The organism is Pseudoxanthobacter sp., assembly GCF_036822375.1.
Lineage (GTDB): Bacteria > Pseudomonadota > Alphaproteobacteria > Rhizobiales > Segnochrobactraceae > Pseudoxanthobacter.
Window position 1 is genome coordinate 1 of sequence record NZ_DAISHT010000381.1, and the last position, 1,517, is coordinate 1,517.

The following is a 1,517-nucleotide window of genomic DNA, read 5'->3' on the forward strand; positions in this document are numbered from 1 at the left end:
GGGGCGGGCAACGCCGGCCGCTTCCTGTGCTGCCCGCTTTGTGCTGCCCACTTTGTGCTGCCCACTTGCCGCCCATTTGCCGGTGCACAGCACGAAGCCATGTCCGGCGGTTGCCGGCCCGCATTTTCTTTACAATAGGCGCGAGCAGACGAACGCAATGAGTGCAACCGAGCCCCGGCCCGTTCCCGCAGAAGCCGCCGTGCAGGATGCCGTCGCGGATGATGGCGCCGGGCCGGATGCGGCTGCGCCGGTGCGCCGGCGGCGGATGGGGCTGCCGCGCCTCGCCCGCTTCCTCGGGCTGCGGATGCGCCGCGCCCGGCGGCGGCGGCGCGTCGTGGTCACGGCCGATGGCACCATCGTGCGCCGCCGCGCCGGCGAGGCGCTGGCGGGGGCGTTTTCGCCGGCCGACGAAAGTGCGCTGACGCTGACCTCGCGCCTCGCCTCGCGGGCGTTCTGGACGCCGGAGCGCCTGCGCACCTGGTTCCTGCGCCTCAACGCGGTGTTCTGGATGGCGATGGGGCTGTTCATGTGGGCGCGAATCACCGGCTTCCTGCCCTGGCGCGCGCACTTCTTCTGGGACATGCCGATCGAATGGCGTTCGGCCATCGTCTTCTACGGCGTGCTCGATCTGGTGGTGGCGGTGGGGCTGTGGCTGGCCACGCCGTGGGGCGTGGTCATCTGGCTGTTCACGATCCTCGCGCAGATCGTGACGCACGGTGCTTTTGCCGAGATCTTCGGCGAACGGCCGTTCCGTATTCCGTTCTATGCAGTCACGGTTCTGGTCTATGCGTGGCTGACCTTCCGCATGCGCAAGTCGAAGACCTGATTTTACCGGCTGCCCGCGTCTAACGCCGGGCGGTGGCTGCGGCGGGAAGAATCCGGCGATTCACCGAAGATTCATCCTGCCCCTTAAGCCGCCTTTAGATTCGACGGAGTCATTGTCGCCCCCGCAAGATGACCGGAAAACGCCGGCAGACCACGGGAAGGCGATCACATGTACCCAACACACGCGATCGAGACCAGAAACGCCAGTGCCGAAGGCGGTGCCGACGGCGCGCTGAAGCCGAGCTTTCTGGAAGCCGTGATGCTGGTCGAGCGGGTGCACCGCCGCTTTCTCGACGTCGTCAAGGACGAACTGGACCGCCTGCGGCGGGCCGACGTGAACAGCGTGCAGGCCGTGCTGCTCTACAACATCGGCGATTCGGAACTGTCCGCCGGCGAGCTGAAGAGCCGCGGTTACTATCTGGGCTCCAACGTTTCCTACAACATCAAGAAGCTGACCGAGGCCGGCTTCCTCGTGCAGGAGCGGTCGCTGCAGGACCGCCGCTCCATCCGCATCCGCCTGACGACGGCCGGCCGGCAGGTGGCGGCAATCGTGGCGAATCTCTACGAGCGCAACGCCCGCACGCTGGGCGAGGTGGGCGTTCTCGACGCCACCGACCTCAAGCAGATGACAACGGCGCTGCAGCGCCTCGACCGCTTCTGGGACGACCAGATTCGCTATCGCATGTGAGGCG

2 protein-coding genes are annotated in these 1,517 nt (G+C 67.0%); both read left to right on the top strand.

The window, feature by feature from the left end; translation table 11 throughout:
* Nucleotides 1-157 precede the first annotated feature (157 nt).
* A complete protein-coding gene (locus V7067_RS17830) occupies nucleotides 158-826 on the top strand; it encodes a DUF6163 family protein (RefSeq protein WP_334177220.1) in 669 nt (222 codons plus the stop codon).
* Between the two features lie 168 nt (nucleotides 827-994).
* Nucleotides 995-1,513, top strand: a complete 519-nt coding sequence (locus tag V7067_RS17835) for a winged helix DNA-binding protein (RefSeq protein WP_334177221.1) — start codon at nucleotides 995-997, stop codon at nucleotides 1,511-1,513.
* The last annotated feature ends 4 nt before the right edge of the window (nucleotides 1,514-1,517 follow it).